Origin of the sequence: Acutalibacter sp. 1XD8-36, from assembly GCF_009917525.1 — a bacterium.
Classification (GTDB): Bacteria; Bacillota; Clostridia; order Oscillospirales; family Acutalibacteraceae; genus Acutalibacter.
On the sequence record NZ_QZDU01000004.1, the window covers coordinates 137679 to 163762 of the forward strand.

Sequence of the window (26084 nt, forward strand, 5' to 3'; positions counted from 1 at the left end):
TGGCTTGACAAGACATGGCACAGCGGCTATAATCGTTGTAACATAATAATGAACCCCAGGGAGTATCACCGCTATGAACATTAAAAAAGTTATCGTAGTACATAAGACACATCTTGACATCGGCTTCACGGACTCCGCACAGAACGTAATGCACAAGTACCTGGAGACCTTTATCCCCGGGGCGGTAAAAACCGCCCGGGAGTGCAACAGGGACGGCAAAAGGAACTTTGTCTGGACTGTGGGCTCCTACCTTATCGAGCGCTATTTAAAGGAGGGCAGCGACCCCGGGATGCTTGAGAAGGCCATTGAGGACGGCCTGATAGTCTGGCACGGTCTGCCCCTCACCACCCATACGGAGCTTATGGACGGCAAGCTCTTTGAGTATGGACTGAGCATTTCAAAGAGGCTGGACGAGCGCTTCGGCAGGCGGACCATAGCCGCGAAGATGACCGACGTGCCAAGCCATACCCACGCCATGGTGCCCTATCTTGCGAAGGCCGGGATAAAGTACCTGCATATAGGCATAAACGGCTCCTCGAAGATGGTGAAGCTGCCGCCCCTATGCAGGCTGCGGTATGGGGAGGACGAGGTAATACTGGACTACGCCGCCCTGTACGGCGCCTCCAGCGTCTGCGGGGACTGCGCCATGGAGTTTGCCCATACCCCCGACAACAGCGGCCCCCCCTCCCCCGAGAGCGTCGCCGCCGAGATGGAGCGCCTGAAGGTGAAATATCCCGGGGCCGAGATAGCCTCGGGGACCATGGACGAGTTTGCAGAGGTGGTGCTGGAGCATATAGACGAGCTGCCCGTAGTCACCGAGGAGCTGGGGGACACCTGGATACACGGCGTTGCCACCGACCCCTATAAGACCGGGGCCTATTATGAGCTTTTAAGGCTTAGGGACCAGTGGGAAAAGGAGGAGCCCGGAGCCGTGGACTCCCCTGCCTGGCGGGAGTTCTGCAGCGGCCTTCTCATGGTGTGCGAACACTCCTGGGGCCGGGACGTGAAGCGCTGGCTCTCCGACTGGAGGAACTGGGAGAAGCAGGATTTCTACAGCGCTCGGGAGCGGGACCATATCACCCCGGAGGACGTAATGCCCGCGGGTGAGCTTCTCAGGGAGTTCACCCTGCATAACGAGCCCACCTTTGTGGCGGGGCTCTGCTCCTATAAGCTTATGGAGGAGTCATGGACGGAGCAGCGGGGGTATATACAGGAGGCGGTCGCCGCCCTGCCGGAGAAGTGGCGCAATGAGGCGGTAAAGCGGCTGGAGGCCTTGAGGCCCCGGGCCCCGGGCCAGCCGGAAAACTCCTCTGAGGGCCGGAGCTTCATTGTCGGCGGCAGGAATGTGGCTGTGGAGGAAGACGGCACCGTCCGCGTGGGGGATAACTGGCTGGGCAGGCTGGTGTATGAGGTATACGGCGCAAAAACGGTGTTTGAGAACCTGGAGAAATATAACAGGGACCTGGAGCATACGAGAGTATGGGCCGAGGGGGATTTTTCAAAGCCCGGCCTTGACACCGTGCAGGACTTGAAGGACGAGGCGTTCCCCTACAGCCTGACAGCTACCCAGCAGGAGGGCGATACCCTCAGGCTCTGGCTAATAGCCCCGGAGCGTGCCGGTGAGAGATTTGGCGCGCCCAGGACCGCCACGGTCACTTACACCTTCGGCGAGGATATTTTAATAGAGCTCCAGTGGTTTGACAAGGACGAGAGCAGGATACCCGAGGGCCTGTTCTTCGGCTTCGGGCTGGGCTATGAGAAGGGCGGGGCCTTTAAGATTGAGAAGCTGGGCCTGCCCGTAGACCCCTATAATGTCCGGGAGGGGGGCAACAGAAAGCTCCATGCTTCTCCTGTGATAGAGGGCGGAAACGGCACTGTCAGGAGCCTGCACGCGCCCCTTCTGAGCGTTGGGGGAAGGCATTTATATGACGAGAACGAGGACTACGGCAGTCCATGTGACGGCATGTGGTACCTCCTGCACAACAACCGCTGGGGGACAAACTTCCCCCTCTGGTACGGCGAAAACGCCAGGTTCCAGTTTAAAGTAAATGTAAAATAAATTATAAATATAAAAAAGACGGGGGCAGAAAATGAGCATTTCCAGCAAATTAGTTACGTCAATGTGCAAGGTATTCCCCACAGGGGAGCCGGGGCCGGCCCTTTTGGAGCTTTGCGCCCTCATAGGCGAGAGCCTGTCCTTCCAGCTTGCCTACCGCTGGGAGGGGGAGTACAGGGCCTGGGGCAGGGTAGAGGTGGAGTCGGAGCTCCCGGTGGGGGTGCGTACTGTGGAGCTGGTGCCCTGCGAGTACCCCTGCCACCCCTGGCGGGACGAGGGGTATCTTAGGACGGAGCCGGGGCTGTACCCGGACCTGCTGCGGGAGCCGGGGCAGTTTGGCATACCCTTGATTGCGGGCCAGTGGAGGAGCCTCTGGCTTGAGGTCGGGACCGGGGACATAAAGGCCGGGGAGTACCCGGTGAAGGTGAGGATAACAGGGGAGGACGGCGTGCTCTGTGAGGAGAGCACAACTGTCCGGATACTTGATATGGAGCTGCCGAAGCTGCCTATACCCCATACGGAGTGGTTCCACAGCGACTGCCTTGCGGACTACTACGGCGCGGAGGTCTTCTCGGAGCGCTGGTGGGAGATAGTGGGGAATTTTGTGGAGACGGCGGCGAAGCGCAGGTGCAACATGCTCCTGACCCCGGTGTTCACGCCCCCTCTCGACACGGCTGTGGGCGGGGAGCGGCGCACGGTCCAGCTTATAGATGTGGAGGTTTCCGGGGACGGCTATAGGTTTGGCTTTGACAAATTCAGGCGCTGGGTGAAGCTGGCCCTGGAGCGGGGGATAGAGTATATCGAGATATCCCACCTGTTCAGCCAGTGGGGGGCCAAGGCCGCCCCCAAGGTGATGGGCGTTGAAAACGGCGTGGAGCGCCAGCTCTTCGGCTGGGACACCGACGCCGGGGGAGAGGAGTACGGCTCCTTCCTCAGGCAGTTTTTAAGGGAGCTGAAGCCGGTGCTGGAGGAGCTGGGCATATCCGGGCGCACCTATTTCCACATATCCGACGAGCCGACGGCCGAGCATATGGACAGCTACCGCAGGGCCTATGAAGCGGTCAGGGAGGAGCTTTTGGGCTATAACTCCATGGACGCCCTCTCCGAGAGGGTGTACTACGACCAGGGCCTTGTACAGCAGCCGGTCTGCGCTGTTGACCACCTGGACAAGTTCCTCTCTGACCGCCCGGAAAAGCTCTGGGGATACTACTGCACCGGGCAGGCGGTGGACGTGCCCAACCGCTTCATCGTACAGCCAGGGTCCCGCACGCGGATACTGGGGGCGCTCCTCTATAAATACGACCTGGCGGGATTTTTACAGTGGGGCTATAACTTCTATAACTCCCAGCTCTCCCTTTTCCCCATCGACCCCTACAGGGTCACCGACGCGGGCTGCGCCTTCCCCTCGGGGGACCCCTTCATCGTCTACCCCGGAGCCGGTGGCAGGCCCGAGGAGTCCCAGCGCCTGGCCCTTATGGACGAGGCAATGTGCGACTACTGCGCCCTTATGGCCCTGGAGGGCCTTGCCGGGCGGGAGCGTGTGATAGAGATACTTGGGGACATGACGTTTAAGAGCTACCCTGACGAGGCCGGCCTGCTGGATATCCGCAGGAGGGTGAACGAGGAGATAAAGGCCAATATAAAATAATATATAATATTATATATAATAAAAAAGAGTCCCCAGACTGCCGGGGGCTCTTTTAAATTTATTCGTCAACTCTCCCGCCCCTCTCCCGGAGCACGGACCCGGCGGCCTTCTTCACCTCATAGGAGACCGCCGTGCGGCATATCTGCCTCAGGTGCCCGTCGTCGTAGCGCCGGAATTCGGCCTTATACCTCTCGATTATCTCTTTCTGCTCGAAGCTGTTGGCGCTTATGAAATTTTTAAGCCTGCCGAAGAATCCCAAGGGGTTACATCTCCTTTTTGGGGGAATTATGGGGTTTTATGCCGCCGATGACATCATAACACATAATATTGTTTGTGTCAACAACAATATGTTACTGAGACAAGGTTTATTATGGCCCCCGCCTCTCCTAAAATCAATGGTGAGGTGATTGCTTTGAAACAGGAGTATAAAGGCATGTACGAAAGGTTTGGGTTAAACGTGGTATACTATCGGAAAATGAAGCGCCTGACCCAGCTCCAGCTGGCGGAGCTTCTGGACATCGACAGGAGCCATATCAGCTCAATAGAGCTGGGGAATGTGGGCGTCTCCATGGACCTTATCTTCAAGATGTGCGAGGTCTTCGGGATAAAGCCCAGGGAGCTGTTTGACTTTAGGGATTAGCCCCCTGTGAAAATGGGCGAAGGCGCGGGGCAGGGCCTAAATTCCCCTTGACTTTCCGCCGGTTTCATGCTATATTATATAGGCCGCATGCTGCGGGCCTTAAAGTGGTGCCAAAAACACCCGCCCGGTGGTAGCGAGACTATGATAAAGGCAGGATAAGAAATGTTTGCAGTAATCGAGACAGGCGGGAAGCAGTACAAGGTCCAGTACGGCGACGTTATCTATGTTGAGAAGCTGGACGCCGAGGAGAACAGCACTGTGGAGTTCCCTGTAGTGGCTGTGTTCGGCGAGGGGGAGCCCAAGGTTGGCGCGCCCTATGTGGACGGCGCAAGCGTCACAGGCAAGGTCGTGAAGAACGGCAAGGCAAAGAAGATTACCGTCTTCACCTATAAGCCCAAGAAGAATTCCAAGAGGAAGATGGGCCATCGCCAGCCCTATACAAAGATACAGATTGAGGCTGTGAAGGCCTGATGATTCAGGCGGAGTTCCTTATGGCAGAGGGCGGCGCAGCCGCGGGCTTCCACATCACCGGCCACGCCGGGGGAGAGGCGGGCACGGATATAGTGTGTGCGGCGGTGTCCTCGGCGGCGTACCTTGTGGCAAACACTCTCACTGAGGTGATGGGGGTGAAGCCCCGGGAGCTGAGGGCCGAAGACGGCGATATGCTCCTGGAGCTTGCCAGCGGCGACAGGCAGAAATGCCGGGAGCTGCTTTTGGGGCTAAGGCTCCACCTTGAGGGACTTATGCAGCAGTACCCGGACAGTGTCCGGGTGACAGGAACAGATATTTGAACACAAAATGAAAGGAAGGCTTTATACTATGCTGAAAATCAATATCCAGCTTTTTGCTCACAAAAAAGGTATGGGCTCCACCAAGAACGGCCGCGACTCCGAGTCCAAGCGCCTGGGCGTTAAGCGCGCCGACGGACAGTTCGTGCTGGCGGGCAATATCCTTGTAAAGCAGCGCGGCACCAAGATTCATCCCGGCACCAATGTGGGCCGCGGCAAGGACGACACCCTGTTCGCCATGGTGGACGGCAAGGTGCACTTTGAGCGCATGGGCGCCGACCGCAAGAAGGTCAGCGTTTACGCTGAGTAAGCAGTTTGAACGGTAGGAAAGCCTCTTCGTGTTGAAGGGGCTTTTTTTGTGATAGGGGAGGCATGGCCTATGGATATGGCTAAGTTTCAGTGGACCAGGGAGCCGGAGAGCTTTACAGTTGGGGAGGGCAGGGTCGAGATAGTCACCCGGCCGCATACTGACCTCTGGCAGAGGACCTACTACCATTTTCAGAATGACAGCGCCCCGGTGTTCCAGACCGGGACAGATGAAAAGTATTTTAGCTTTACAGTGAAGACGGATTTTTCCGGCAGCAGGCGGCGCTTTGACCAGTGCGGCATAGTCATGTACCTGGACAGCGGGAACTGGCTGAAGGCCTCGGTGGAGTATGAGAACGGGGAGTTCGGGCATTTGGGGAGCGTGGTGACAAACGGCGGCTTCTCCGACTGGGCCACTACGGCGGTGCCTGCTGATATAAAAACCATGTGGTACCGCCTCAGCCGCCGGGAGGACGACTACAGGATAGAGTGTTCCGGGGACGGGGTTGACTTTGAGCAGATGAGGGTCTGCCATATGCACAGGGGCGGGGGAAGCATACGCTTCGGGATATATGCCTGCTCCCCGGAGGACTCATCCTTCAGGGCGGTATTTACGGATATGGAGATGACAGAATGCAAGTGGGCGGCCCATGACGGGCAGCAGCCGGACTAGGAGTTGAACCATGACGAGATTATTTATCGTAGAGGGCCCGCCCTGCTCGGGCAAGAGCAGCACGGCAAAATATATAGGCGAGCGGCTTTCAAAGATGGGCCGCAGGGTGAGCTGTGTTGACGAGGGCACAGGGGAGCACCCTGCGGACTACGAGAACAGCGCGTATGTTACCGGCGGGCAGCTTGCCTCCTTCCCGCCGGGGCTCAGGGAGATGGTGCGCTCCAGCGGAGAGGCCAGGGTGGACGGCTATGTGCTGTCCCTGTCCAAATTCGGCGGGGCGGCGCTCCAGCGGCTGCTGCCCTATAAGATATACGACGCCCTGCCTTGGGAGGCGGAAATGCCGGTAATGCTGGACAAATGGGAGCGGTTTGCAGAGGGCGCCGAGGACCATACCGTGCACGTCTTCAACTGCGTGCTCTTGCAGAACCCCATGTGCGAGACCATGATGCGCTTTAATTTCCCCCTTGAGCAGTCCCTTGAGTATATCGGGAAAATAGCCCAGGCCATAGCCCCCCTGGACCCGGCTGTGGTATACCTTAAGGACAATGACATAAAAGGGAGCGTGCAGGCTGCCTCAGGCGGGAGGCCGGGCTGGCTGGAGGCGGTTATAAAGTATCACGAGGAGGGGGGCTACGGCAGGAGCATAGGCGCTGCGGGCTTCGACGGCTATATCGCCTGCCTAAATGAGCGCCAGCGCCGGGAGCTTGAAATTCTGGAAAAGCTCGAAATCAAAAGCCTTGTGCTGGAGGACCCGGGGAAGGACTGGGCCGGGGCCTATAGGGAGCTGGGCCAATTTATAAGGACGTAGGAGGCCACATGAAAAAGCTGATTCTGCTCATACTAATACCGGCCCTTATACTCACCCTTGGGGGCTGCTTCGTTGCCAGCACCCGCCTGCAGGTGGAGGAGGCGGCGAAAATAGAGCTGAGCTCCGGGGAGGGCGCCGCTGTAGAGATATCTGACAGCGGGGATATACGGTATATCACTGAAAACATCAATACCCTGCGCTTTGAGAAGGTGAGCACCGACAGGGAGTATAGCCGCTGGGACTATTCCCTGGCCTTCTACGGCCCTGACGGCGGGCTCATGGACGAAATGCTCATTATCGGCGGAAACAGGGTACAGTACGGCGGCATCTATTACGACAGCATAGGCGCGACTATAGACACGGTTTTCCTTGACCGGATGCTGGAGGGCGGATAAGCGGGGGAGAGGTAAGATGAAAATTATGTTTAAGGACTTGCTGATAAGAACCCCAAGGCTCAGCATACAGCCACTTGTGCAGGGCCATATTGAGGCATATCATAGGGAGTTTACGGAAGAGGTCACCAGATATCAGTATCCCGACCCATTTCGGGACCTTGAGGCGGCCCAACAGGTGCTCTCCGGGTTTATGGAGGACATGGGCCGCGGGGACATGCTGGAGCTTGCTATACTTGGGCCGGAGGGGGAGTTCCTGGGCAGCGTGGAGGTTTTCGGGCTTAGGGAGGAGGCTCCGGAGCTGGGGATATGGCTGAAGGGCCGGGCACAGGGAATGGGGTACGGCAGGGAGGCGCTTTCAGGCCTTCTGAATTACCTTGACAGCCTGAAAATTTACAGCTTCTATATTTATGAGGCCGACGAGAGGAACGCCCCCAGTATAAGGCTTGTGGAGAAATTCCAGCACGAAAAGGGTGGGCTGGAAAAAGTGGTAACAAAGTCCGGCAAGGAGCTGGAGCTTCGGACCTACCGTATTTACGCCAGGAGGTAAATTATGTTCATAGACATGGCAAAAATCTTTATAAAGGCCGGGGACGGAGGGGACGGCGCGGTATCCTTCCACCGGGAGAAGTACGTGGCGGCGGGAGGGCCCGACGGCGGGGACGGCGGGCGCGGCGGCAGCGTGGTGTTCCAGGGGGACAGCAACCTCTCCACCCTGGCGGACTTCCGCTATAAGCGCAAGTACACGGCCCCCCGGGGCGAGAACGGAAAGGGCGGGCGCTGCGCGGGGAAATCCGCCGGGGATTTGGTGGTGCGGGTGCCCATAGGCACCCTTGTGAAGGAAGCTGAGACAGGCAGGATAATCGCGGATATCTGGGACAATGAGCCCCAGGTGATTGCAAAGGGCGGCAAGGGCGGCTGGGGCAATACCCACTTCGCCACGCCCACCCGCCAGGCCCCCCGCTTTGCAAAGCCCGGGCTCCCCGGACAGGGGCTGGAGGTGCAGCTGGAGCTGAAGCTTTTGGCGGACGTGGGTCTGGTGGGCTACCCCAATGTGGGCAAGTCCACCCTTATCTCCGTGGTCTCTGAGGCCAAGCCAAATATTGCAAACTACCATTTCACCACCCTGACCCCTGTGCTGGGGGTGGTGCGCCTGGGGGAGGGCCGCTCCTTTGTTATGGCGGATATCCCCGGGCTCATAGAGGGGGCCTGGGAGGGCCGGGGGCTTGGGCACCAGTTTTTAAGGCACGTGGAGCGGTGCCGTATGCTCGTGCATATTGTGGATGTATCAGGCAGCGAGGGCCGAGACCCTAAGGAGGACTTTGAAACCATAAACCGGGAGCTGAAGAGGTTTAACCCGGAGCTTTCAGAAAGGCCAATGCTTGTGGCGGGGAATAAGTGCGACTTAGCCGAGCCGGAGCAGGTGGAGGAGTTCAGGGCTTTTGTTGAGGGCCGGGGATACAGGTTCTTCCCCATAATCGCCCCCATAAACGAGCAGGTGGACACCCTACTGGATGCCGTCACCGCCGAGCTCTCAAAGCTCCCGCCCATACTGCGGTATGAGCCGGAGCCCGCGGAGCATGGGCCCATAGAGGCGCTGGAGCGCGGCGCGGTGAAGGTGGACTGTGAGGACGGAATATTCATGGTGGAGGCCCCGTGGCTTGAGCGGATAATGCGCACGGTGGACTTTGACGACAGTGAGTCCCTGCAGTATTTCCAGCGGGTCCTGATAGAGACCGGCGTTATAGACGCCCTCAGGGAGGCGGGCTGCGACGAGGGGGACACTGTGGATATCTACGGCCTGGAATTTGACTTTGTGGAGTAAGGGGTGCTTTTATTGGACACACTGCTGGGCGCGCCCTGCCCGGATATGCGGCGCATGGGCCCTTTGGACTTGGCCTTCGTAGGGGACGGCGTATATGACCTTTTAGCCAGGGAGTACCTCTTAAAGGACGGCCCCTGCCCTGTGAAGAAGCTCCACCTGCAAAAGACCGCCCTGGTCTGCTGCAAGGCTCAGGCAAGGGCCCTGGGCGGGCTTTGGGAGGAGCTGTCCGAAGGTGAGCGGGACATAGCCTTGAGGGGCCGGAACGCCCATGTGGGCCATGTGCCCAAAAACGCGGACATAGCCGACTACCACGGGGCCACGGCCCTGGAGGCGCTGTTCGGCTGGCTCTATATGACAGGGGAGTACAAAAGGGCAAGGGAGCTCTTTTTAATGGCGGCAAATATACTGGAGCAGGACTATAGCAAACCTACTTGAAAACCGGCAAATACCGATTTTCAACTGCGCTAACTATAACTGGGATTCAGAAAGGAGAACTGTAACTATGGCAAATGCGGCTGGGCGCAAGGGTATTTTTATGGACGCGGCGTTTATTACGGCGGGGGCGGCGGTATACGCAACGGCGGTGACCGCGCTGACGGCTCCCAACAATATCGCCCCGGGAGGCGTTACGGGACTGTGCACCATGCTGAACTTCCTTTTGGGCACGCCCATAGGATTGATGAGCTTTCTCATAAACATCCCCATTGTGGTCTGGGCCGTGCTGGAGATAGGCTATAAGCTGGTGGTAAGGACCGTGGCGGCGGTGGTGCTGTCCTCGCTGTTCATCGACATTTTCACAGGCTTCATGCCGGTCTACCGGGGGAACCCCATCCTGGTGGCAGTGTTCTCCGGGGTGTGCGAGGGGCTGGGCCTCTCCCTGACCTTTATCCGGGGGGCCACCACCGGGGGCACGGACATGGTTGCAAGGCTTTTAGAGCGGCGTATGCCCCATATGTCCATGGGCAAGCTTATGCTTGCCCTGGACGGCGTTATAGTGGCGGCGTCGGCGGTGGTGTTCGGCAGCATTGAGAACGCCATGTACGCATGTATCTCCATATTTGTCTGCACAAGCATTATAGACGCCATACTCTACGGCACAGACGCGGGGACAGGGAAGCTCTTCTATGTAATGAGCCCAAAGGTGCGGGAGATGGGCCGGCGCATTATAGAGGAGATGGACCGCACGGTGACATACCTCGGCAGCCACGGGGGATACAGCAACGAGCCGGGGGAGACCATGCTCTGCGTGGTGCGCAGGTTCGAGGTGTACCAGATACAGGCCATAATCCGCGAGGAGGATAAAAACGCCTTTGTGATAGTGGGCGACGCGGGCCAGATAACCGGGGAGGGCTTCAAGCCCATGCACCCCGACGACAAGTCCCTTAAGGAGCTGCTGGGGGAAATAAAGAAAAAATAGAGTAAAATACAGGGGAGATTAAACTGTGCCCGAAAAAAGCAAAAGACCCGGCAGCCCCGGGTCTTCGCTCCATGCGGCAGTTAGAACTGCTCGTTCTGCTCCTGCTCGAAGCTGGACTTCTGGTTCTTGGACTTCTGGTTCTGGCCCTGTGAGTTCTGCTTGTTCTGCTGATTCTGAGAGCGGTTGTTTTGGCTGTTCTGCTGGTTCTGGGAATTATTCCTGTTCTGGCTGTTGTTCTGATTGTTGCTCATGAGTTCTACTTCCTTTCATGCTGTGATAGCAAAGCTGAAGCCGTCCGCAGGGCCCCGTAGCCGGGGCGGTGCGGATACCTTCCGAAATGTATTGTAAGCAGGCTGGGCGGGATTATTCATAAGGAAAAATTGAAAAATTTGATTTAGGGAGGAGTGGCCCATGGGCTACTACAGGAAGATGGAGGGAGGCAGGCTGTACCTGTCGCCGACAGACGCGGGCGAGAGCAAAAGCTATATAAGGTGGATGAACGACCGGGCCGTGGCGGAGATGTTCGGGGAGTACGGCAGCGTGATATCCTCCAGGGAGGACCTGAAGTGGATATACGAGCCCCCGGCGCATATGCAGCGTTACGCAATAGTGCTCAAGGAGGGAGACGAGCTCATAGGCAGCATAAGCATACACAATATCGACCATCTGAACCGCAATGCCTTTCTGGGCATATTCATCGGCGAGGAGCGGCACCGAGGGAATGGATATGGGCAGGAGGCATTGGGGCTAATGCTGGAGTATGGCTTCAAAACCCTTAATCTGCACAATATCATGCTCTCGGTACACGCCGATAACCATGGGGCAATCGCCTGCTATAAAAAGGCCGGCTTTCATGAGGACGGAAAGCTCAGGGAGTGGGTTTATAAGGACGGCGGATATGTGGACAAACTCTATATGAGCATTATGGAGCACGAATTTTTGGATAGGGGAGTGGCCCAATGAACCTGCCCGGAGAATTCCTTTCACGGATGGAAGCCCAGCTGGGGAGCGAGTATCCGGCTTTTTTGGCCAGCTATGAGCGTCCGGCGTACCGGGGCGTGCGGCTGAACCCGCTGAAATGCGGGGAAAAAACCCTGAGGGAGAGCCTGCCCTTTGAGCTTTTACCCTCGCCTTTTTCAAAGTATTCCTTCTATGCGGACTATAGGGAGGGCCTGGGGAAGCTTCCGGCCCACCACGCGGGGATGTTCTACTCCCAGGAGCCCTCGGCATCCTCGGCGGTGACGGTTCTGGACCCCCGGCCCGGGGAGCGGATACTGGACCTCTGCGCGGCCCCCGGGGGGAAGTCCACCCAAATAGCCGGCGCGCTTATGGGAAACGGGCTGCTCTGGGCCAACGAGCCTGTGCGCCAGAGGGCGGGGGCGCTGATGTCGAATCTGGAGCGGCTGGGAGCGAGAAACGCCGTGGTCTCCTGCGCCTATCCGGAGCGGCTCTGCCCGGGGCTTACAGGGTATTTCCACCGGGTGCTGGTGGACGCCCCCTGCTCCGGGGAGGGCATGTTCAGGCGGGAGGAGAGGGCCGCCAAGGAGTGGTCGCCCCAGGGGGTGGAGGCCTGCGCCAGGCGGCAGCTTGGCATACTGGACCAGGCCGCCGGGACCATTATGGAGGGGGGCGTGCTGGTCTACTCCACCTGCACATTCTCATATGCTGAGAACGAGGGAGTGGTGAGGGAGTTCCTGAGGGGGCACCCGGAGTTTGAGCAGGAAAAAATCCCCGCCGCCTTCGGCAGGGAGGACATGGACCGGGGCCTTGGAAGAAGGATATACCCCATGGACGGCGGCGAGGGGCACTTCGTGGCCCGCTTTCGCCGGGTGGGTGAGAACACCTGCAGGGCCGGGGAGCACCGGGACATTTTAAAGGGCGTGCCTGCGCAAAAAGCCAGGGAGCTTATGAGACAGCTCTTTCCGGAGGATATGGAAGATATGGGGGACATAAGGCTTGCCCAGGCCCGGGACAGGATATTCCTGCTGCCGGGGGAGCTGCCGGAGCTATCTGGGCTATCGGTGCTCCGGGCGGGGGCGGAGCTGTGTGAAGTCAGGCAGAGCCGCCTGGAGCCCTCCCACGGCATATTCATGTGCCATAGGCCCGAGGACTGCCGCAATAGGCTGGAGCTCCCGGCAGACGGTCCGGAGATACTGGAGTACCTTAGGGGCGGGGAGCTGGACTTTGAGGGGGCCGGGTACACGGCGGTGTGTGTGAACGGCGCCGTTACAGGCTTCGGCAAGGCCTCGGGCGGGCGGCTGAAAAACCGCTACCCCAAGGGCCTGCGCAATTTGAACTAAATGAGGGCGCTTAAGAACCGACAATGATAAACCCTTCGGTATAGTCCCGGCCCGAGGGCTGAGGGGTGGGCGAGGCCAGCCCGTAGAGGTCGTCCGCCAAAGCCTCCTGACGGAACACGGCCTGGGCCTTTGGGGGGAGCCGGTTTATATCCGAGCTCCTCACCACCACCGGCAGGCTGGACCGGCTGAGCAGCCTCAGGCCCCTGTCTGTGGCCCCCAGGACCCGCAGGTACGGCGGGCTCTCTGGCAGGGGCTCCCGCAGGCCCAGGAAGGCGTACAGCACCAGGCGGCGCACCCGGGCGTGGGATACCCGCCGGTTCTTTGTGAGGGAGTAGGCCTCCTCCAGGGAGCAGGCCTGCCTTGAGGCGCGGTACAGGCGGTTTTCAAGGCCCTCGCTTAAATCCGGTAGGGCGGAAAAATCTTCCTTAGACATGGAGCGCAGCCTTGACAGTATGGCCCGCTCAAGGTTCGGGAGCTGGGCGCAGCGGCCCTCAAGCCTTGCGGATTCCAGGGCGGCGACGGTGCTTTCAGGGGCAAGGCCGGAAAGTGGGTCCCCGGCGAGGGTGAGCCTTCTTATCTCGCTTGCGGACAAGGGGCCATCTATACTCCCGGCCTCGTCGTGTCCAGCACCCTCCCGCTTTATGGCGGTGGGGGTGAGGGGAGCCCGGAGCCTTAGTATCGCCTTGCAGTATTCCACCCCCAGGTTGGCGTTGGGGCGGCTGAGCACCTCCCCCGCCCGGGGGCCCAGAAGCTTTTCTGCCGCCAGCTGCCGCCGGGCCCCGAAGCCAAGGCCTGGCGGGGACTCCCTGAGGGCCCGGGAGAACTCCTCTGAGAGCAGGGCCCCTGCTGTTTCCATCAGCAACCCGGTGTCCGGGACCTCGCTGCCGAAGTATAGCGCCCCCTGCCCCAGGGCCGCAGCCAGAAAGACGCCCCCCGCGGCAAAGCGCTCTGCCCCGGAGCAGGCCCAGCTCAGGGGGAGCTCGACGACTAAATCCGCGCCGTTTGAGAGGGCGAGCCTGGTGCGGGTCCATTTGTCTAGCATGGCGGGGGCCCCCCGCTGGACAAAATTGCCGCTCATAAGGCAGACTACCGGCCCCCCGCAGGCTCCCGCCCGGGAGAGCAGGAGCCTGTGGCCGTGGTGGAGGGGGTCAAGCTCACACACAACGGCTGAAAATGTATTTTCATGTAGCATTTTCTGTAAAACTCCTTGAATTTTTGAACATAGTATAGTATAATATGATACGCAAAGCTAACGGAACCTGAGTTCTTTACTATCTCTATTATACGAAATATTTATCGGAAAGGAAAGAGAGATATGAAAATTCTTGTTATCAACGCGGGCAGCTCCTCGCTGAAGTATCAGCTTATAGATATGGACGGCGAGCAGATGCTCTGCAAGGGGAACTGTGAGCGCATAGGCCTGGACGGCGGTATCTTTACCCATAAGACCGCCGACGGCAGGGAGCTGCACAGGGACGTGGACATGCCCGACCATACCGCAGCCTTTACCCAGGTGAAGGAGGCCCTGCTGGACTCTGAGAAGGGCGTTATAAAGGACCTCGCTGAGGTCTCCGCCATAGGCCACAGGGTGGTTCAGGGCGGCGCCATCTTCCACCAGTCCTGCCTTGTGGATGATAAGGTCATCGCGGACATAGAGAGCCTGATTCCCCTGGCCCCGCTGCATAACGGCGCCCATGTACAGGGCATAAGGGCCTGCCGGAACCTGTTCGGCGAGAATGTGCCCGAGGCCGTGATTTTCGATACATCCTTCCACGCCACCATGCCCCCCAAGGCATACATGTACAATGTGCCCTACGAGTATTACGAGAAGTACGCCGTCAGGCGCTACGGCGCACACGGCACCTCCCACCGCTATGTGAGCGCCCGCTGTGCAGAGCTTATGGGAAAGGACATAAAGGATCTGAAGATAATCACCTGCCATCTGGGCAACGGCTCCTCCATAACCGCCGTGGACGGTGGGAAGGTAATAGACACCAGCATGGGCCTGACGCCCCTTGACGGCTTCATGATGGGTGGGCGCACCGGCACCCTGGACCCCTCTGTTGTCACCTTCATCATGGAGAAGGAGAATCTGTCCCCTGCACAGATGGACCAGATAATGAATAAAAAGTCCGGGCTTTTGGGCATATCCGGCGTGTCCAGCGACGACAGGGACGTTACCGCCGCCCGCAAGGAGGGCAACCCCCGGGCGAAGCTGGCCCACGACATCCTTGAGTACCAGATATCGAAGTTTATCGGCAGCTATATGGTGGCCCTGGGCGGCTGCGACGCCATGGTGTTTACGGCGGGCGTGGGCGAGAACCAGTGGATGCACCGCTGGGAGATAGGGAAATACCTTGAGTTCCTGGGCGTGAAGCTGGACGAGAAGCTCAACGAGGAGACCATCCTCGGCAAGGAGGGCAAGATTTCCGCGCCCGACAGCAAAATACAAGTTTACGTCATACCCACCAACGAGGAACTGGTAATAGCCAGGGACACAAAGGCGTTGGTTGAGGGCCTATAAAAATCTAGCGGGCCTGGGGTATATCATACTGTCCGAAGGAAGGGGGCCCTGCCCGCCGCCCTTTGGAGAGGGAAAAAATTTAGATGAGTTCTTGGCGGAGCGTCTGCGTGGGGCAGGCGCTTTTGCCGTGGTTGGGGCCGGGAAGCCGGGGGAAATATCCTGCATCTATTGACGAAAAAGATTTTTCCCATTATAATAAATTTTAAGTAAAGGTAATAATTCAAAAGGAGGGAAGGAAATGAAAAAAATACTGGGGCTGGCTGGGGCAGCGCTGCTGGTATCAGTTCTGACAGTTTCAGCGTCTGCCGCGGAGGGCCATGTTGGCCGCGCCCGGGCCGACAGTCTGCCGGAGGGGGTCGTGGGCTGTGCCCAAGTGAGCGCCATGCCGGAGGGCTATGCTGAATACATTCAAAGCAATGTGCTTTCAGTAGCAAGGGCTACAAACGAAGTGATTTGCCTGAGGATATAAGAAAAGGGCGCCCGGGTAAGGAAAAAACCGGGCGCTCTTTTAACATCACATGAAAATATTTGGAAAAGGCTGGCCTGCTCAGAACTTCCCCTGAAGGTTTCGGAAGCTGGTCTCCAGGCAGTCGAAGGGGCTGCCAACACAGGTGTCCTGCTCCACCAGCAGGTGCTTTGTGACGCATTTTTCGGCAGTCTTAATGATTTTATCAAAATCCAGATTTCCCTCGCCCACAGGGGCCATTACAGGCTCCCAGCCCCTTACAGCCATATCCTTAAGGTGTATGCAGGGGATTCTGCCGGAGAGCTTCTCCATCCAGGCGCACACGTCCGCGCCGCCCATATGCACCCAGTATGTATCCAGGGTAAAGCCGAGCTCATCCGGGGCGAAGCTCTCAAGGAGGGTGTCCATAACAAGGGTGCCGTTAAACTTCTGGAACTCCACGTTGTGGTTATGGTACATGAGCAGCTTACCGGCGGCGGCTATCCTCTTGGCGGCCTCCCTATAGTCGTCGGCAAAGTGCCAGAGCCATTCGGGGGAGCAGTACTTTTTGGGCATCATGCCTATGCCTATATAATCGCAGCCCATAACGTCGTGCTCCTTTATAACGGCCTCGGTGTCGTTCATGATACGGTTTGGGTCGGTATGGGTGAGCACTATCTGAAGGCCGTGCTTATCGCAGAGCTCCCGTACCCTCTCCGGGGCGATGGGCCCTATGGCGGATATCTGCACGGTCTTATAGCCCATTTTCGCCACCCTCATAAGGGAGTAGTCCAGGTCCTTTTCAGTCTGGGTGTATTCACGCAGGGTGAATAGCTGTGCGCCTAATGTCATGATAAAAAACCTCCTGATGCTTTTGATATCATATTAACCCAGCGGCCACCGAATGTCAAGGGCTTGATTTTTTCCGGGAAAAAGTATAATATATAAGGTACAACCAGATTTAAGGAGGAAATTTTCATGAATAAAACTATAACAGCCCAGAATGCCCCCGCCGCCGTGGGGCCCTACTGCCACGCCAAGCTCTGCGGCAATACCCTCTATACCTCCGGACAGCTGGGGCTGGTCCCCGCCACCGGCGAGCTGCCCGAGGGCGTTGAGGCCCAGGCCCGGCAGGCCCTTGACAACCTTAAGGCTGTGCTTGAGGCAGGGGGCATGGTCCTCTCCGACGTGGTAAAGACCACGGTGTTTTTAGCCGACATGAAGGACTTTGCCGCCATCAACGGCATTTATGCCGAGTATTTCACAGGCGAAGCCCCCGCCCGCGCCTGCGTGCAGGTGGCGGCCCTACCCAAGGGTGCGCTGTTTGAGATAGAGGCCGTGGCGGTAAAGTAAAATAATTTGACTTGATTGGAAGTGTTTCCCATGACGACCATACCAGAGGGCTATGTCTCCGCCCTTAGCCTGTATGACACACAAAAAGCTATCGGCCTGATAAAGAACGTGTTTCAGGTAAAGCTCTGCGCGGCCCTGCACCTGAAAAGGGTCACGGCCCCCCTGTTCGTGGACCCGGCCACAGGCCTTAACGATGATTTAAACGGCGTGGAGCGCCCGGTAGGGTTCGACATCCCCGCGGTGGGCATAGATGGGCAGGTGGTGCACTCACTGGCAAAGTGGAAACGCCTGGCCCTTAAAGACTATGGCTTCTACGTGGGCAACGGCCTTGTGACGGACATGAACGCCATACGCCGGGACGAGGAGCTGGACAATCTCCACTCGGTCTATGTGGACCAGTGGGACTGGGAGAAGGTCATAGATTCGGAGAGCCGGAATATAGGCTTCCTTAGGGAGACCGTCGCCCGCATAGTGAGCGCAATCTGCGGCACCCTGGACGAGCTCCAGTGGCAGCTCCCGGACCTGCCCACGGACCTCTGCCGGGAGGTTACCTTCATCACTGCCCAGAGCCTTGAGGATATGTGGCCCGAGCTCAGCCCCAAGGAGCGGGAGCAGAGGTTCACAAGGGAGCATAAGACGGTGTTCATAGAGGGGATAGGCGGCAGGCTGAAGAGCGGCGCGCCCCACGACGGGCGGGCCCCCGACTATGATGACTGGGAGCTTAACGGCGACCTGCTGTTCTGGCACGAGCCCCTGGGCTGCGCCCTGGAGATAAGCAGCATGGGTATCCGCGTGGACGCTGAAAGCCTTTCCCGCCAGCTAAAGGAGTCCGGCTGCGAGAGCCGCAGGGAGCTCCCCTTCCATAAGCTGCTCCTGGACGGCGGCCTGCCCCTCACCATCGGCGGCGGCATCGGCCAGAGCAGGCTGTGCATGCTGCTTTTGGGCAAGGCCCATATCGGCGAGGTACAGGCCTCCCTATGGGACGGGGAGACCAGGGAGAAGTGCCGGGCGGCGGGGGTCGTGCTGCTGTAGGGCTTGATGAACCGAGGCTGCTGTGCTAAAATTGACACGTAAAGTAACAATCGTGCATGGAACCACAAAGAGACCGCCAGAGGGGGGCACCTCTGGCGGTCTTTTTGGATGCTTTAGCGAAAACGCCGCATCTTTTTAAAGACGCGGCGTTTGACTGTTCAGCGGGAAAGCTTACAGCACATTCTCCTTAACATACTTGGCGTCGTCGGCAATGCACTTGTCGTGCTCGTCATAGAAGCCCTCGCGCTCCACGACCCAGAAGGCCTCGAAGCTCTGCTCGTCCAGGGCCTCCTTTATGGCCTTCCAGTCCATATTGGACTCGGGGGCGCCCATTTTGCACTGTACGTTAAAGCGCTTCTGGCCCTCGGGGCTGTTGTTGCGGGCGTTGAACTGGTCCAGCATGGCCTGGCGCTCCTCCAGGGACATCTCCGCTACGTGGGCGAAGGGGCTCTCGTGGGGACCCTCTGCGTGGGCGGACTTGGGCTGGGGGCCGGGGCCCTGGACGCGACAGTTCTCCTTCACATGTATGGCGACGACCCTGTCCTTATACCTGCGGATGAAGGTGGGGGGATATGTACCGGCGTTCATGCACCAGCCGCAGTCCAGCTGGAAGAAGAACTTGGAGGAGTTGTTTGCCATATGCTCAATAAGGGGCAGGCCCTCATCAACATAGAACTCCTTGCTGTGGTTGTGATAGCCAATCTTAATGCCGTAGGGCTCGGCCATCTCAGCCAGCTTGTCCAGCTTATGGGCCACCTCAATGGCCTCCTCCTTGTTGCAGAAGTCGGTGCTGGCCCAGATAACGGCCTTGCCCCCAAGGGCAGCCATCTTCTTCACAATCTCCTCGGTGGGCTCGGCATGGACGGAGACTATCTCAAGCCCGGTCTCCTGGGCCCACTTCTTAATGTCCTCAACAGGGTTGTCCAGGTCCACGGGCAACAGCTCCACGCCGTCGAAGCCCAGGGCCTTGATGGTCTTAAACTTCTCAAGCAGGGTGGGCCCAAGGCCCAGATAGCTGGCAATGCCGCCGAAGGAATAGGTGCCGATATTTACTTTCATTGGAAACGACCTCCTAAGAGTTTATATATTATAGATAAATAATAACAAATTTGGGAGGGTTTGTCAACGGATATTACCCGGAGTATCAAGGATTTATACTTGACCCTGCACAAAAAATCGCGTATACTGAGTACTGACAGGAAATTCCCACCAAGGAGGCCCTATGAAATATTACCTGGCAATCGACATCGGCGCCAGCTCCGGGCGGCACATTATAGGCTGGCAGGAGGACGGCGCATTAAGGACCGAGGAGGTCTACCGCTTTAAAAACGGCGTGACCGAGAGGGACGGGCACCTCACCTGGGACATTGACCGCCTGGAGCGGGAGGTCCGGGCGGGGATAGACACGGCCCTTGGGAGGTATCCCCGGATAGAGAGCCTGTCTGTGGACACCTGGGGCGTGGACTATGTGCTGCTCCGGGGGGACAGGCCGGTGCTGCCCTGCTATGCGTACAGGGACAGCCGCACTGAGGCTTCCATCCCAAGGGTCCATGAAATCATCCCCTTCCCGGAACTGTACGCCCGCACCGGCATCCAGTTCCAGACCTTCAACACCATTTACCAGCTCTACGCCGACAAGCTCAGCGGGCGCTTGGAGGGAGCCACCGGCTACCTGATGATGCCCGAGTACCTGATGTGGCGGCTGACAGGAGGGAAGCAGCTCAGCTTCACTGGCCTGCACGAGTACACCATCGCCACCACCACCGGGCTGGTGAACGCCGGGACCGGGGAGTTTGACCTGGAGATAATCCGCAGGCTGGGCCTGCCGGAGGAGCTCTTTACCGGGCTCAGCCAGCCGGGGACGGTGGTTGGGGAGTATAAGGGCATAAGGGTCGTACTCTGCCCCACCCACGACACCGCCAGCGCCGTGGAGGGCATACCTATGGAGGCTGGTGCCGCCGGTTCTGGCGAGGGTGAGCTGTTCCTCTCCTCGGGCACCTGGAGCCTCTTAGGGGCAAAGCTCCAGGAGGCCGTCACAACCCCCGAGAGCCTGGAGGCTAACTTCTCCAACGAGGGCGGGGTGGGCTATATACGCTGCCTTAAGAACATTATGGGAATGTGGATGGTGAATAACCTTAGGGAGGAGCTCTGCCCGGGGGAGGACTTTTCAGCCATAACAGAAAGCGCTGGGGCCAGCGCTTATCAAGGCCTGGTGGACGTGACCGCCCAGCGGTTTATGGCGCCGGAGTCTATGAGCGGGGAAGTCTGCAGGGCCCTGGAGGAGTCGGGGTATACGGCCCCTGAGAGCCCGGGAGACTACTTCCGCTGCGCCTACCGCTCCCTGGCCCGGTGCTACGGCGAGAGCGTCCGGGTGCTGGAGGGGCTTACAGGGCGCAGGTACAGCAAGCTGTACATAGTGGGCGGCGGCGCGAAGAACCAGTACCTCAACCGCCTCACAGAGGAGGAGACCGGCCTGAAGGTGGCGGCCCTGCCCATAGAGGCCACGGCCCTGGGAAACCTGAATAGCCAAATTACGGCTCAGAAATCTGTTAAATGTTCGGCGGCGGAAGCCGTACACTAATCATAGAGGAGATATAATTATGTCAAACCGTATTGTACTGAACGCCATATCCTACCACGGGGCCGGGGCCATTGAGAACATTGTGCCCGAGCTCACCGCCCGGGGGTACAAAAAAGCCTTTGTATGCACCGACCCGGACCTGCTGAAATACGGAGTCGTCAGGAAGGTCACGGACCTCCTGGACAAGGCCGGCTTTGCCTATGAGATTTTCAGCGACGTGAAGGCCAACCCCACCATCGGGAACGTCCAGAGCGGCGTGGAGGCCTATAAGGGGAGCGGCGCGGACTGTATGCTGGCAATCGGCGGCGGCTCGGCTATGGACACCGCCAAGGCCATAGGGATAATTGTGAATAACCCGGAGTTTGCCGATGTGCGCTCCCTTGAGGGTGTGGCCCCCACGAAAAATCATGCGGTGTTCACCATTGCAGTCCCCACCACCGCCGGGACTGCCGCCGAGGTCACCATCAACTATGTTATCACCGACGTGGAGAAGAAGCGCAAATTTGTGTGCGTGGACACAAACGACATCCCGGAAATCGCCGTGGTAGACCCGGACATGATGGCCTCCATGCCAAAGTCCCTCACCGCCGCCACCGGCATGGACGCCCTAACCCACGCCATTGAGGGCTATATCACCAAGGGCGCCTGCGCCATTTCCGACATGTTCCACCTGGAGGCTATACGCCTTATTTCAGGGAACCTCCGCGCCGCCGTAAACAATGAGCCCGCCGGGCGCGAGGGCATGGCCCTTGGGCAGTACATTGCCGGGATGGGCTTCTCCAATGTGGGCCTTGGCATTGTCCACAGCATGGCCCACGGCCTGTCCGCCCTGTACGATACTCCCCACGGCGTGGCCTGCGCTATTATACTCCCCACGGGGCTTGAGTACAACAAGGCCGCCGCCGGGTCCCGCTACCGGGCCGTTGGCAGGGCCATGGGCGTTGAGGGGATAGATAATATGTCAGAAGACGGGGCGGTGGAGGCCACCATAAATTCAGTGAAGAAGCTGTCCCAGGACGTAGGCATTCCCGAAAATCTCGAGGGAATCCTGAAGGAGGAGGACGTGCAGTTCCTCTCCGAGAGCGCCTTTGCTGACGCCTGTTGCCCGGGGAACCCCAGGGATACCAGCGTGGAGGAGATTGCCGCCCTATATAGGGGCCTGATGTGAGGAGAAGGGTATGAGCTTTGATGAGGCAAGGAGAAAATACAGTGCCCTGGGCGTGGACGCGGACCGGGCCATCGAGAAGCTGAAGACCGTGCCGGTGTCCCTGCACTGCTGGCAGGGGGACGATGTGAGGGGCTTTGACACCGACCCCCAGAAGCCCCTCACCGGCGGCATACAGACTACCGGGAACTACCCCGGCAGGGCGGGGAGCCCCCAGGAGCTGATGGCTGATATTGACAAGGTCATCTCCCTGGTGCCGGGGCAGGTGAAGCTCAATCTGCACGCGAGCTACGCCATTTTTGAGGACGGCGAGTGGGCCGACAGGGATAAGCTGGAGCCCAGGCACTTTAAAAAGTGGGTGGACTTCTGCCGGGAGAGGGGAATCGGCTGCGACTTTAACCCCACCTTCTTCTCCCACCCCAAATGCGATCCCCTGACCCTCAGCTCCCCCCACGAGGAGACCAGAAGGTTCTGGGTGGACCACGGCAGGGCGTGTATCAGGATAAGCCAGTATCTTGCGGAGGAGCTGGGCAAGCCCTGCGTTATGAACATATGGGCCGGCGACGGCTATAAGGACGTCCCCGCCGACAGGATAGGCCCGCGCTTGCGCTATAAAAAGAGCTTTGACGAAATACTCTCGGAGCCCTTTGACAAAACGAAGGTGTACCCCTGCGCTGAGTCCAAGGTCTTTGGCATCGGCGTTGAGAGCTATACCGTGGGCAGCGCGGAGTGGTGCCTGAAATACGCCTCCGGGCGGGACGACTGTATCTGCCTTCTGGACAACGGGCACTATCACCCCACGGAGCTTGTGAGCGACAAGATATCATCTATCCTCGCCTACGATGAGAAGCTGGCCCTGCACGTGACCCGTGGGGTCCGCTGGGACAGCGACCATGTGGTGCTGTTCGACGACGAGACCCGGGAGATTGCCAAGGAGGTGGTGCGCTGCGGGATAGACAGGGTGTTCCTGGCCCTGGACTACTTCGATGCCTCCATAAACCGTATTTCCGCCTGGGCCACAGGCTTCCGCAACTTCCAGAAGGCCCTGTTATTTGGGCTTCTGCAGCCGGTGGAGGAGCTTAAAAGGCTTCAGGACCAGGGGAACTTCAGCAGGCTGATGGTTATGCAGGAGGAGCTCAAGACCATGCCCTTCGGGGATATCTGGGACGAGTACTGCCGGGCCTGCGGGAAGCCTCTGGACGGGGAGTGGTACCCCCTCTGCGAGGCCTATGAGCGGGACGTTTTGAGCAAGAGAGGTTGACATACTATGAAGAATATAATGGACGCGCCCTTCCTCACTGAAATGCGCAGGACCACCGCCAATATGTACCGCCTGGGCTGGGACGAGCGCAACGGCGGGAATATCAGCTGCCTGCTTCAAAGCGAGGAGGTGGGCAGGTATATCGACATAGACAGTGCCGTCCGGGAGATACCCATAGGCTTTGAGGCAAAGGAGCTTGCGGGCAGGATATTTATAGTCACCGGCACCGGCAGGTACTTTAAGAACGTGCAGGACGACCCGGAGAATAACCTGGGCATTATAAGGATAGCCCCCGACGGCAGGACCGCCCGGCTCCTGTGGGGCTATAAGGACGGCGGCAAATTCACAAGCGAGCTCCCCGCCCACCTCATGAGCCATATGGCCCGCCTGAAGGTGGACCCGGAAAACAGAATAATTATGCACTGCCACCCAACCCACACCCTGGCTATGAACTATGTGCATGAGCTGGACGAGAGGAAATTCACCCACACACTCTGGGAGATGTGCACCGAGTGCATTGTAGTCTTCCCGGACGGCGTGGGGGTGCTGCCCTGGATGCTCTGCGGCACAAATTCCATAGGCGAGGCCACCGCGGAGAAGATGAAGGAGTTCCGCCTGGTAATATGGGGAATGCACGGCATATACGGCGCAGGGAAGACCATGGACGAGACCTTCGGGCTTATTGAGACCGTGGAGAAGGCCGCGCAGATATATATGCTCACGGCCCATCTGCCCAGGATAAACACCATAAAGGACAGCGAGCTGCGGGAGCTGGCGGAGTTTTTCGGCGTTAAATACCGGGAGGATTTTCTAAACTGACCTGGAAGCTGTGAAATAGACATGGAAAAGGGACCGGTTCAATTCGAACCGGTCCTTCCTGTATTTACAGGCTACGACTCCCCAAGCATCATCTCCATGGCGGTATAGGCCTCAGAGATAACCTTCTCCCGCTGGCTGCCGCTCTCTGCGGCGATGTAGGCACAGTATGCCCGGGTGAGCTCACTGTCCAGGGCCGTGGGGAATTCCGCCCCGGTAATTTTACCGGTGAGCTGCTGAAAGGCCTCCCAGCAGTTTCCGTCAATGCCGCTCTCAATCTTGGGAGCCGCTTCGGGGTCGCTGCGGACGTAGGGCACATGCGCGCCGGGGCCCAGGATGTCGCCATATATGGGGAGGGTTGCGGAGAATATGTACATATATATGTCCGAGTTCTGCATATAGTCGTGGCCCAGCAGGTAGTCCGCGGCCCAGAAGGCCCCGGCGGGGTTGCCGGCATTGGCGTTTACCCCGGCGAAGCAGTTCACCCGGGCGGTGACGCCCCCCTCGCTGTCATAGAGGGGCACCATGGTTAAGGGCTCCATGGCCCAGGAGCGGGAGGTCACTGCACCGTTTACCAGAAGCATATTGGATATATGCAAACCCTTGGGGCGCTGGGCCTCCCCGGAGTCAAGCTGTTCCTCATACCGGGAGAGTGCCGCGAAAAACTCCCCCAGCTCCTCCTTGGAAAAGCCCAGGCTCTCGGCTTTATAGTCGGCAAGCTGGCCCAGGGCCGGGTACATGTCCAGAAACGGGTCGCCGTACTCGTCGTCGCGCCAGAGCCCCAGGACGCCACCCAGCCCGCCGTTCGGGTCCAGCAGGCTGCTGAAGGTGAGCTCCTGCTCAGTATCTATGTCCAGCTGGGACGAGGGCAGTACCGCCGCCCCCAGGCTGTAGGTCATGGGCAGCAGGAAGCGCCTGCCGTCCGAGGCCCTGCCGGCGTCGAAGACCTTTGTGAGCATTTTGTCCGGCTCCATAAACTGGGCGCCGTCCATATAGCCGTCAAGACAGAGGAACAGCCCGTCCTCCATCTTCTTCTCCGGGAAAAGGAACAGATTGGAGTACGCGCTCTGGCAGATTACAAACAGGTCCGGGCCCTTGCCAGCCATTAACTCCGAACGCATATGGGTGAGCTGGCCCTCCCGCAGGGAGCCGTAGCCCTCGATAAACTCTACCTGAACATCCCGGGGCCCGCCCGCCTCCTCCATATCCTTTAGGAAGAGGTCAACTGCCTGCTGCCGGGTCTCGACGCCGGTGTAGAGGGGGGTAATCCGGTCGATTTCATAGTGCCGGGGGTCAGTGGTGCCGCCGTCCAGGTCGAAACAGATGGTAAGGGGTTCCTCTGGGTCGAAGGCCTTGGGCTTTGGGATATCCGCCCGCCGGGCGGAGCAGGCGGGTAGCAGAAGCAGGGCCAAAAGGAGCGCGGAAAGTTTTCTCAGCATGGGGGTCACTCCAGACATGTATTATTTTTTACAGGATATGTTATAATTATACAGCATACCCTGTAAAAATACAAGGGTTTATTGGGAGATTTTCCCTGCCCCCCTTAAAAGCCTGCATAAAGCCATAGCAGGAAGGGTCAGCCCAAACCATAGGGCCGAGTAGGGCAGGCAGACCTGGCCCATAATATTCATTGGCATATGGGAGTAATCCCATACCCTAAGGCCCATTACCTGGTTTACAAGTATCCCCGCCGCCAGCTCCACCCCGGTTATGAGCCCGGACCCGGCAAGGCACCTGGTGAAAAGGCTCCTGCCCTCTAAAATGCCGCAGCAGATATGGTCGATAAGGCAGAGGCAGACTCCCCCCGCCAGGGCCATGGAATAATGCGTGTGCCCCCGCCAGGCAATTTCCAGGGTGGGATATGCGCAGCTCCCGGTCAAAAACAATATGCTGTCCTTACTCAAATCAAAAACACTCCCTTACTCGTTTGAAATAGTAAACGCACTTAAAAATCGGTACATGCCGATTTTTGAACTGCGTTAGCTATAAAGATATTATCCCCGGGGAAAGGAGAAGTATTTTGCGCTTTTTAGGTAATATATTGATGATTTCCT

The 26084-nt window shown here is 58.5% G+C and carries 30 protein-coding genes; 23 read left to right on the forward strand and 7 right to left on the reverse strand.

The annotated features are described in order from the left end of the window. Positions 1-73 precede the first annotated feature (73 nt). Both D5270_RS08590 and D5270_RS08595 read left to right on the forward strand, forming a co-directional pair. Positions 74-2059, forward strand: coding sequence for a DUF5054 domain-containing protein (locus tag D5270_RS08590; RefSeq protein WP_166543711.1), 1986 nt, complete (start codon positions 74-76; stop codon positions 2057-2059). A 31-nt stretch (positions 2060-2090) separates the two neighbouring features. Then, positions 2091-3704, forward strand: a complete 1614-nt coding sequence (locus tag D5270_RS08595; RefSeq protein WP_166543712.1) for a DUF4091 domain-containing protein — start codon at positions 2091-2093, stop codon at positions 3702-3704. Between the two features lie 58 nt (positions 3705-3762). On the opposite strand, the gene D5270_RS08600 is transcribed toward D5270_RS08595, so the two are convergent. Further along, a complete protein-coding gene (locus D5270_RS08600; protein ID WP_166543713.1) occupies positions 3763-3963 on the reverse strand; it encodes a hypothetical protein in 201 nt (66 codons plus the stop codon). Positions 3964-4137: 174 nt separating this feature from the next. Here D5270_RS08600 and D5270_RS08605 point away from each other — a divergent pair, with 174 nt between their 5' ends. From D5270_RS08605 to D5270_RS08655, 11 genes are all read left to right on the forward strand, one after another. Further along, on the forward strand, positions 4138-4344 hold the full coding sequence (locus D5270_RS08605; RefSeq protein WP_243150288.1) for a helix-turn-helix transcriptional regulator: 207 nt from the start codon (positions 4138-4140) through the stop codon (positions 4342-4344). A 162-nt stretch (positions 4345-4506) separates the two neighbouring features. Next, positions 4507-4815: a 50S ribosomal protein L21 gene (gene rplU, locus D5270_RS08610; protein WP_161473403.1), complete on the forward strand. Its 309-nt coding sequence runs from the start codon at positions 4507-4509 to the stop codon at positions 4813-4815. Next, positions 4815-5135, forward strand: coding sequence for a ribosomal-processing cysteine protease Prp (locus D5270_RS08615; RefSeq protein WP_166543714.1), 321 nt, complete (start codon positions 4815-4817; stop codon positions 5133-5135). The genes rplU and D5270_RS08615 overlap by 1 nt, the downstream gene beginning before the upstream one ends. A gap of 28 nt (positions 5136-5163) precedes the next feature. Next, complete coding sequence (gene rpmA, locus D5270_RS08620; RefSeq protein WP_166543715.1) at positions 5164-5442, forward strand: 50S ribosomal protein L27; 279 nt, start codon at positions 5164-5166, stop codon at positions 5440-5442. Between the two features lie 69 nt (positions 5443-5511). After that, a complete protein-coding gene (locus tag D5270_RS08625) occupies positions 5512-6111 on the forward strand; it encodes a DUF1349 domain-containing protein (protein ID WP_166543716.1) in 600 nt (199 codons plus the stop codon). Positions 6112-6121: 10 nt separating this feature from the next. Then, positions 6122-6919 carry a hypothetical protein gene (locus D5270_RS08630; protein WP_166543717.1) on the forward strand — a complete coding sequence of 266 codons (798 nt, stop codon included), beginning with the start codon at positions 6122-6124 and terminating at the stop codon, positions 6917-6919. Between the two features lie 8 nt (positions 6920-6927). Beyond that, positions 6928-7314, forward strand: coding sequence for a hypothetical protein (locus D5270_RS08635; RefSeq protein WP_166543718.1), 387 nt, complete (start codon positions 6928-6930; stop codon positions 7312-7314). Positions 7315-7330: 16 nt separating this feature from the next. Continuing rightward, positions 7331-7861, forward strand: coding sequence for a GNAT family N-acetyltransferase (locus tag D5270_RS08640; RefSeq protein ID WP_207709337.1), 531 nt, complete (start codon positions 7331-7333; stop codon positions 7859-7861). A 3-nt stretch (positions 7862-7864) separates the two neighbouring features. Continuing rightward, positions 7865-9136 (forward strand): GTPase ObgE, encoded by a 1272-nt coding sequence (gene obgE, locus D5270_RS08645; RefSeq protein WP_166543720.1) that lies wholly within the window; start codon positions 7865-7867, stop codon positions 9134-9136. Positions 9137-9148: 12 nt separating this feature from the next. After that, positions 9149-9571 carry a Mini-ribonuclease 3 gene (locus D5270_RS08650; RefSeq protein WP_243150289.1) on the forward strand — a complete coding sequence of 141 codons (423 nt, stop codon included), beginning with the start codon at positions 9149-9151 and terminating at the stop codon, positions 9569-9571. Between the two features lie 67 nt (positions 9572-9638). After that, on the forward strand, positions 9639-10553 hold the full coding sequence (locus D5270_RS08655; RefSeq protein ID WP_166543721.1) for a YitT family protein: 915 nt from the start codon (positions 9639-9641) through the stop codon (positions 10551-10553). A gap of 80 nt (positions 10554-10633) precedes the next feature. On the opposite strand, the gene D5270_RS08660 is transcribed toward D5270_RS08655, so the two are convergent. Next, on the reverse strand, positions 10634-10804 hold the full coding sequence (locus D5270_RS08660) for a hypothetical protein (RefSeq protein WP_166543722.1): 171 nt from the start codon (positions 10802-10804) through the stop codon (positions 10634-10636). Positions 10805-10964: 160 nt separating this feature from the next. Here D5270_RS08660 and D5270_RS08665 point away from each other — a divergent pair, with 160 nt between their 5' ends. Together D5270_RS08665 and D5270_RS08670 are read left to right on the forward strand one after the other, a co-directional pair. Beyond that, positions 10965-11516 carry a GNAT family N-acetyltransferase gene (locus tag D5270_RS08665; RefSeq protein ID WP_166543723.1) on the forward strand — a complete coding sequence of 184 codons (552 nt, stop codon included), beginning with the start codon at positions 10965-10967 and terminating at the stop codon, positions 11514-11516. Beyond that, positions 11513-12853, forward strand: coding sequence for an RsmB/NOP family class I SAM-dependent RNA methyltransferase (locus tag D5270_RS08670; RefSeq protein ID WP_166543724.1), 1341 nt, complete (start codon positions 11513-11515; stop codon positions 12851-12853). The genes D5270_RS08665 and D5270_RS08670 overlap by 4 nt, the downstream gene beginning before the upstream one ends. 10 nt (positions 12854-12863) lie before the next feature. On the opposite strand, the gene D5270_RS08675 is transcribed toward D5270_RS08670, so the two are convergent. Next, the gene (locus tag D5270_RS08675; RefSeq protein WP_161473392.1) at positions 12864-14045 is read right to left on the reverse strand and encodes a tRNA(Met) cytidine acetate ligase; all 1182 of its coding nucleotides are present in this window, start codon (positions 14043-14045) and stop codon (positions 12864-12866) included. Between the two features lie 123 nt (positions 14046-14168). Here D5270_RS08675 and D5270_RS08680 point away from each other — a divergent pair, with 123 nt between their 5' ends. Continuing rightward, a complete protein-coding gene (locus tag D5270_RS08680) occupies positions 14169-15377 on the forward strand; it encodes an acetate/propionate family kinase (RefSeq protein ID WP_161473391.1) in 1209 nt (402 codons plus the stop codon). Positions 15378-15615: 238 nt separating this feature from the next. Next, positions 15616-15846: a hypothetical protein gene (locus D5270_RS08685; RefSeq protein ID WP_161473390.1), complete on the forward strand. Its 231-nt coding sequence runs from the start codon at positions 15616-15618 to the stop codon at positions 15844-15846. Between the two features lie 78 nt (positions 15847-15924). Here the strand turns inward: D5270_RS08685 and D5270_RS08690 are convergent, their stop codons facing one another. Continuing rightward, complete coding sequence (locus D5270_RS08690; protein WP_166543725.1) at positions 15925-16674, reverse strand: sugar phosphate isomerase/epimerase family protein; 750 nt, start codon at positions 16672-16674, stop codon at positions 15925-15927. 126 nt (positions 16675-16800) lie between these two features. Here D5270_RS08690 and D5270_RS08695 point away from each other — a divergent pair, with 126 nt between their 5' ends. Together D5270_RS08695 and asnA are read left to right on the forward strand one after the other, a co-directional pair. Next, positions 16801-17175: a RidA family protein gene (locus D5270_RS08695; protein ID WP_166543726.1), complete on the forward strand. Its 375-nt coding sequence runs from the start codon at positions 16801-16803 to the stop codon at positions 17173-17175. A gap of 30 nt (positions 17176-17205) precedes the next feature. After that, a complete protein-coding gene (asnA, locus tag D5270_RS08700; protein WP_166543727.1) occupies positions 17206-18207 on the forward strand; it encodes an aspartate--ammonia ligase in 1002 nt (333 codons plus the stop codon). 171 nt (positions 18208-18378) lie between these two features. On the opposite strand, the gene D5270_RS08705 is transcribed toward asnA, so the two are convergent. Continuing rightward, positions 18379-19266, reverse strand: a complete 888-nt coding sequence (locus D5270_RS08705; protein ID WP_166543728.1) for a sugar phosphate isomerase/epimerase family protein — start codon at positions 19264-19266, stop codon at positions 18379-18381. A gap of 163 nt (positions 19267-19429) precedes the next feature. Here D5270_RS08705 and D5270_RS08710 point away from each other — a divergent pair, with 163 nt between their 5' ends. The 4 genes from D5270_RS08710 to rhaD are packed head-to-tail and all read left to right on the forward strand — an operon-like array spanning position 19430 to position 24033. Next, on the forward strand, positions 19430-20788 hold the full coding sequence (locus D5270_RS08710; protein ID WP_166543729.1) for a rhamnulokinase: 1359 nt from the start codon (positions 19430-19432) through the stop codon (positions 20786-20788). 19 nt (positions 20789-20807) lie between these two features. Continuing rightward, complete coding sequence (fucO, locus tag D5270_RS08715; protein ID WP_166543730.1) at positions 20808-21956, forward strand: lactaldehyde reductase; 1149 nt, start codon at positions 20808-20810, stop codon at positions 21954-21956. Positions 21957-21966: 10 nt separating this feature from the next. Further along, complete coding sequence (locus tag D5270_RS08720; RefSeq protein ID WP_166543731.1) at positions 21967-23214, forward strand: L-rhamnose isomerase; 1248 nt, start codon at positions 21967-21969, stop codon at positions 23212-23214. A gap of 6 nt (positions 23215-23220) precedes the next feature. Further along, positions 23221-24033, forward strand: a complete 813-nt coding sequence (gene rhaD, locus D5270_RS08725; RefSeq protein WP_166543732.1) for a rhamnulose-1-phosphate aldolase — start codon at positions 23221-23223, stop codon at positions 24031-24033. 71 nt (positions 24034-24104) lie between these two features. Here the strand turns inward: rhaD and D5270_RS08730 are convergent, their stop codons facing one another. Both D5270_RS08730 and D5270_RS08735 read right to left on the reverse strand, forming a co-directional pair. Continuing rightward, a complete protein-coding gene (locus D5270_RS08730) occupies positions 24105-25469 on the reverse strand; it encodes a hypothetical protein (RefSeq protein ID WP_166543733.1) in 1365 nt (454 codons plus the stop codon). A 78-nt stretch (positions 25470-25547) separates the two neighbouring features. Next, on the reverse strand, positions 25548-25934 hold the full coding sequence (locus tag D5270_RS08735; RefSeq protein ID WP_166543734.1) for a putative ABC transporter permease: 387 nt from the start codon (positions 25932-25934) through the stop codon (positions 25548-25550). Positions 25935-26084: the final 150 nt, after the last annotated feature.